Origin of the sequence: Glycocaulis sp. (genome assembly GCF_052168375.1) — a bacterium.
Classification (GTDB): domain Bacteria; phylum Pseudomonadota; class Alphaproteobacteria; order Caulobacterales; family Maricaulaceae; genus Glycocaulis.
The window spans coordinates 1-5,637 of sequence record NZ_JBQLZR010000052.1 but is presented as its reverse complement, the minus strand read 5'-3'; the positions used below and the strand labels follow the sequence as shown (position 1 = coordinate 5,637).

The 5,637-nt window shown below is 65.9% G+C and carries 6 protein-coding genes; 4 read left to right on the top strand and 2 right to left on the bottom strand.

Features of this window, described 5'->3' with window-relative positions; all coding sequences use genetic code 11:
• The 4 genes from ACTS2Z_RS02205 to ACTS2Z_RS02190 form a co-directional block, all read left to right on the top strand.
• Positions 1-863 (top strand): magnesium chelatase domain-containing protein (locus ACTS2Z_RS02205; protein ID WP_442571603.1); only part of this gene is annotated, 863 nt, incomplete at its 5' end.
• A gap of 10 nt (positions 864-873) precedes the next feature.
• Entirely contained in the window at positions 874-1,467 is a 594-nt protein-coding gene (locus ACTS2Z_RS02200; protein ID WP_442571602.1) for a CvpA family protein, read from the top strand.
• 20 nt (positions 1,468-1,487) lie between these two features.
• Positions 1,488-2,966, top strand: a complete 1,479-nt coding sequence (purF, locus tag ACTS2Z_RS02195) for an amidophosphoribosyltransferase (protein ID WP_442571601.1) — start codon at positions 1,488-1,490, stop codon at positions 2,964-2,966.
• On the top strand, positions 2,963-3,679 hold the full coding sequence (locus ACTS2Z_RS02190) for an SDR family NAD(P)-dependent oxidoreductase (RefSeq protein WP_442571600.1): 717 nt from the start codon (positions 2,963-2,965) through the stop codon (positions 3,677-3,679). The genes purF and ACTS2Z_RS02190 overlap by 4 nt, the downstream gene beginning before the upstream one ends.
• Here the strand turns inward: ACTS2Z_RS02190 and der are convergent.
• Both der and ACTS2Z_RS02180 read right to left on the bottom strand, forming a co-directional pair.
• Complete coding sequence (der, locus tag ACTS2Z_RS02185; RefSeq protein ID WP_442571599.1) at positions 3,676-5,040, bottom strand: ribosome biogenesis GTPase Der; 1,365 nt, start codon at positions 5,038-5,040, stop codon at positions 3,676-3,678. The two genes, ACTS2Z_RS02190 and der, sit on opposite strands and share 4 nt — an antisense overlap.
• 24 nt (positions 5,041-5,064) lie before the next feature.
• Positions 5,065-5,637, bottom strand: a 573-nt coding sequence (locus ACTS2Z_RS02180; RefSeq protein WP_442571598.1) for an outer membrane protein assembly factor BamB family protein, incomplete at its 5' end; no start/stop codon positions are given.

Below are 5,637 nucleotides of genomic sequence, written 5' to 3'. Positions count from 1 at the left end.
CCATTGCGATCCTTGATTCCATCCAGACGCTCTGGTCGGACCAGCTGGCCGCCGCGCCCGGCACGGTCGCGCAGGTGCGTGCCTGCGCACAGGAACTCGTCCGCTTTGCCAAGAAGCGCGGAACCGTCGTCATCCTTGTCGGCCACGTAACCAAGGACGGCCAGATTGCCGGGCCGCGCGTGGTCGAACACATGGTCGATGCGGTCCTCTATTTCGAGGGCGAGCGCTCTCACCAGTTCCGCATCCTGCGGGCGGTGAAGAACCGCTTCGGCCCGACCGACGAGATCGGCGTCTTTGAAATGAATGATGGCGGGCTGGGAGAGGTCGCAAACCCCTCCGCCCTTTTCCTCGACGGGCGCGGAACGGCAGCTCCGGGCGCTGCCGTGTTTGCCGGGATGGAAGGCACCCGCCCCGTCCTGACCGAGATTCAGGCGCTGGTCGCGCCCGCCGCCTTCGGCACGCCGCGCCGCGCGGTCGTGGGCTGGGATTCGGGCCGTCTGGCCATGGTGCTCGCCGTGCTGGAGGCACGCTGCGGCCTCGGCTTTGGCGGCAAGGATGTCTACCTGAACGTGGCTGGCGGCCTGAAGATCGCCGAGCCTGCCGCCGATCTGGCGGTTGCCGCCGCGCTTGTCTCTTCGGCTTTCGACGTAGCCCTGCCGGCAGAAGGTGTAGTCTTTGGCGAGATTGCGCTCTCCGGCGATGTGCGCGCGGTCGGACGCGCCGAGGCGCGCCTGAAGGAAGCGGCCAAGCTAGGCTTTACCCGCGCAATCGTGCCTGCGGGCGTCGAAGGCGCGGGTCTGCAGGTGACGGGGATCGATACAGTGCATACACTGGTCTCCCGGCTCGATCCGGGTCCGCAATAGGGGGATTGCGATGGAAACCGGTCTTGCAGGCTTCGACCTGTTCGCCCTTCTGGTGCTTTTCGTATCGGGGATACTCGCGCTCATGCGCGGTTTCGTGCGCGAAGCGCTGACGATTGCCGCCTTCGTCGCAGCAGCGCTGGCAGCGCTCTGGAGCCGCCCGGTCTTTGCCGGCTTGCTCGAAGGCATTGTCGGCTCACCGCTCGTGGCCAACATCATCGCGCTCGCCGGCGTATTCATCCTGGTCTATCTCGCGGTCAGCTTCGTGACCTCCTCCCTGCAGCCCAAGGCCAAGGCGGGTGAGGATGTGAATGTCGTCGACCGTTCGCTCGGATTCATCTTCGGTCTGGTGCGCGGCCTCGTCCTGCTCGGCCTGTTCGTCCTGGTCTTCCGCAATACCCTGCCCGGTGCCCAGCCTGAATGGCTGCAGGGCGCGCGCATCTACCCGCTGGCAAACGCCACCGCGACGCTGCTGCAACGCCTTGCGCCGGAAGGCTCCTGGGCCGAAGGCAGCGCACAAACCGAAGCCGAAGATGCACCGGCCACTGACGAAGACCTTGACCGCGAGGCTCTGGACAGGCTTATCCGGTCCACAAATCCCGATTAGCTGCTCCAGTCGAGGTTCGGATGTCCCCTTCCCCAGTTTTGCCGACCCTCACCTATGACCCCAGAACCGACCGGCCGCAGGAAGAATGCGGTGTCTTCGGGGTGCGCGGCGCGGAAAAGGCCGCCGTGCTCGCTGCCTTCGGCCTTCAGGCCCTGCAGCATCGCGGACAGGAAGCCTGCGGCATCACCAGCTACGATAATGGCCGGTTTCACTCAGAGCGCCATCAAGGCCTCGTAGCCGACCATTTCACCGATCCGGTCCGGCTGGACCAGCTGGCAGGCTCAACGGCCATCGGCCATGTGCGCTATTCGACCTCCGGCGCGCCGGTCCTGCGCAATGTTCAGCCGCTCTACGCCGATGTGCGCGGCGGTGGCCTTGCCATCGCCCATAACGGCAATCTGACCAATGCGCGCATTTTGCGCGAGGAGCTGGTTCAGGCCGGGGCGATCTTCCAGTCCACCTCCGATACCGAGGTTGTGCTCCAGCTCGCCGCGCGCTCCCGCAAGACCAAAGCCGCTGACCGCCTGCTGCAGGCGCTCAAACAGGTCGAGGGCGCGTTTGCGCTGGTGGCCCTGTCCAATGACAAGATGATCGGCGCGCGCGACCCGTTCGGCATCCGCCCGCTCGTCATGGGCGAGCTGGAAGGCGCGGTGATTCTCGCCAGCGAAACCTGCGCGCTCGACATGATCGGCGCGCGCCTGATCCGCGAGATCGAGCCGGGCGAGGCCGTCATCATCAGCGATGGCGGCATTGAGAGCGTGCGCTATGCGCCCGCCCGTCCGCCGCGCCCGTGCGCGTTTGAATACATCTATTTTGCCCGCCCCGATTCGGTGATCGGCGGACGCTCGGTCTATGAGGCGCGCAAGCGCATGGGCCGCCGCCTTGCCGAGGAAACGCCCGCCGATATCGACGTTGTGGTCCCGGTGCCTGACAGCGGCATCGCGGCGGCCCTCGGTTACGCAGAAGCGATCGGCAAGCCGTTCGACCTCGGCATCATCCGCGCCCACTTCGTAGGCCGGACCTTTATCCAGCCGACGCAGGCAAAGCGCGACCTCGGCGTGCGCCGCAAGCACGCGGCCAACGCCGCCGTGCTCAAGGGCAAGCGCGTGCTGCTGATCGACGACTCCATTGTGCGCGGGACCACCTCGAAGAAGATCGTACGCATGGTGCGCGAAGCCGGGGCAACGGAAGTACACTTCCGCTCGGCCTGTCCGCCCATCACCCACCCCGATTTCTACGGCATCGACATGCCGATGCGCGAGGAATTGATGGCGGCCAGCCACGATCCCGAACGCATGCGCGCCTTGCTCGAATGCGATTCGCTCGGCTTCCTGTCGGTCGAGGGGCTCTACTGGGCCGTCTGTGATGCGGCCCGCAATCCCCAACATCCCCAGCTTGCCGACCATTACTTCACCGGCGAATACCCGACACGGCTTGCAGACCGCGACCGGGCGAGTTCCGCCAAGGACCAGCAACTTTCCCTTCTCGTGGACGCATGACCGACACTTCTTCCCTCTCCGGGCGCGTGGCACTCGTCACCGGCGCCTCGCGCGGCCTTGGCTATGCCACGGCCAAAGCCCTCGCCGCTGCCGGCGCGCACGTCATTCTCACCGCCCGCACGCGCGGCGGGCTGGAAGCCCTTGACGACGAGATCAGCGCGGCTGGCGGGTCTGCGACCCTGGTGCCGATGGACCTGATGGGACCGGACACGATCGAGAAGCTCGCGGAAGCGGTCGCCGAACGCTGGGGCAAGCTCGACATTCTGGTCGCCAATGCCGGCGCACTCGGAAAGCTGATGCCTGCCCACCAGATTCCGTCCAAGGTCTGGAACGAGGTTCTGGCCGTCAATCTCGTGGCGCCCGCCCGCCTGATCCGCGCCTTTGAACCGCTTCTGCGCAAATCCGACGCGGGCCGCGCCGTTTTCGTGACGACCTCGCAAGGGGCGCAAACGCGCGCCTACTGGGCGGCCTACGGTGCCTCCAAGGCAGGTCTTGAAGCCCTGGTGAAAAGCTGGGCCGCGGAATTGTCCGACAGCCCGGTGCGCGTGAACCTCCTCGATCCGGGCCGCATGCGCACCGCGATGCGGACAAAAGCCGTGCCGGGTGAAAATCCCGAAACCGTACCGCAGCCCGAGACCGTGGCTCCCGTCATCGTGGAATTGTCGGCTCCGTCGGAAACCCGCCACGGCGAAGTAGTCAAGGCACAGGCCTAACCCTTGTCGGCATACGGGTTCTTGCCCGCCTTCACGATCAGCCGTATCGGCACGCCGGGAAGCTCGAACGCTTCACGCAGGCCATTGACCAGATAGCGCTTGTAGCTGTCAGGCAGCTTGCCGGCGCGCGATGCCATCAGCACGAAGGTGGGCGGGCGCGCCTTGGTCTGCGCCATGTATTTCGGGCGGATGCGTTTGCCATCGACAGCGGGCGGCGGATGGCGCGCAACCATTTCTGCCAGCCAGTCATTGAGATCGCGCGTCTTCACCTTCACCGACCAGTTCTTGTGCAGGGCGATGACGGTCGGCATGATCTTGTCGAGGCCGAAGCCGGTCAGGGACGAGACCGGGATCAGCGGCGCGCCGCGCACTTGCGGCAGCAGGCGCTCGAACTTCTCGCGCAGCTCGGCGAGCTTTGCCGCCTTGTCCGCGACCAGATCCCATTTGGTGACGAGCACGATGAGGCCGCGGCCCTCGGACTCCACCCGGTCGGCAATGTTCAGGTCCTGCTTTTCCAGCGGATGTTCGGCATCCACCAGAAGCAGGACGATCTCGGCAAACTTGATGGCGCGCAGCGTGTCGGCGGCGCTCATGCGCTCCAGCCGGTCATCCACCTTGCCGCGCTTTCGAAGGCCTGCAGTGTCATGGAGGCGCACGCGCTGGCCGTCCCACAACCAGTCCACGGCAATGGCATCGCGCGTCAGTCCGGCTTCCGGCCCGGTGATGAGCCGCTCCTGACCGATCAGCGCGTTGATCAGGGTGGACTTGCCGACATTGGGCCGGCCGGCGACGGCAATGCGCAAGGGCGCGCCCTCTTCCTCGTCGCTTTCCGGCGTCGGCCCGTCATCAATGCCGGCTTCGCCAAGGGCGGCACGGACGGCCTGATAGAGGTCACCCATGCCTTCGCCATGCGCGGCAGAAATCGGAATGGGCTCGCCCAGCCCCAGATTCCACGCCTCAATGACGCCGTCCTCGCCCTGGCGGCCTTCAGCCTTGTTGACGAGCAGGATGACAGGCTTGGACGCGCGCCGCAAAAGCTCGCCAAAGCGCTGGTCCAGCGCGGTCACGCCTTCGCGGCCATCGATCAGGAACAGGCAGACATCGGCTTCGGCGAGCGCGATCTCGGTCTGCTGGCGCATGCGCACTTCAATGCCGGTCTCCTTGTCTTCATAGCCGGCCGTATCGACCAGCCTGAGATCAAGATCGCCCAGACGCCCGCGCGCCTCGCGCCGGTCACGGGTGACGCCGGGGCGGTCATCGACCATCGCCAGAGGCTTGCCGGCCAGCCGGTTGAACAGGGTCGACTTGCCGACATTGGGCCTGCCGACAATTGCGAGGCTCGCAATGCGTTCACCGGACATGGTCAGTTCCTGGATGGCGGTGCGTCAGCGCAGCGCTATGAGACGGCCGTTATCGGTGACGATATACACCGTTTCATTGGCGATGACCGGTGCGATGAACACCGGATCGCCGAGGTCCCGGCGCTCCTGCACCGTCCCGTCGACCGGGTTGATGATGACCAGCTCGCCGCGCGAAGAAGCCGCCAGTAGGCGTCCGCCCGCCAGCACCGGACCGGCCCATGCGATGCGGTCACGGCGCCGTCTCTCGTTACGGAAGGCTTCCAGCTGGGTGATCCAGGCGACATCGCCGGTCATCCGGTTGAAGGCCACGACCTGCGCATCGGAGGTGACGACAAAGAGGAAATTGCCTGCCAGCCACGGCGCATGCAGGGCGCTGGCCGGCTGGGTCCAGTTTCGCTCGCCGGTACGCATGTCGAACGAGGCCATGACGCCGGAATGGCTGAGCGCGTAAACCTCGGTATTGCCGATAACGGGCGAGCCGGCGATGTCGTTGATCGACGACATCGGCGTCAGGCCGCCTGCACGGGTCAGCGAGTCGCTCCACAGCACGGTGCCGTTCTGAGCGCGCAGCGCGATCAGCTCCGGCGAGCTGATCGC

Bases quoted from the DNA above. Each gene is read 5' to 3' on its own strand.
- ACTS2Z_RS02200 (WP_442571602.1), top strand. From the start codon at position 874: ATGGAAACCGGTCTTGCAGGCTTCGACCTGTTCGCCCTTCTGGTGCTT.
- purF (WP_442571601.1), top strand. From the start codon at position 1,488: ATGTCCCCTTCCCCAGTTTTGCCGACCCTCACCTATGACCCCAGAACC.
- ACTS2Z_RS02190 (WP_442571600.1), top strand. From the start codon at position 2,963: ATGACCGACACTTCTTCCCTCTCCGGGCGCGTGGCACTCGTCACCGGC.
- der (WP_442571599.1), bottom strand. From the start codon at position 5,040: ATGTCCGGTGAACGCATTGCGAGCCTCGCAATTGTCGGCAGGCCCAAT.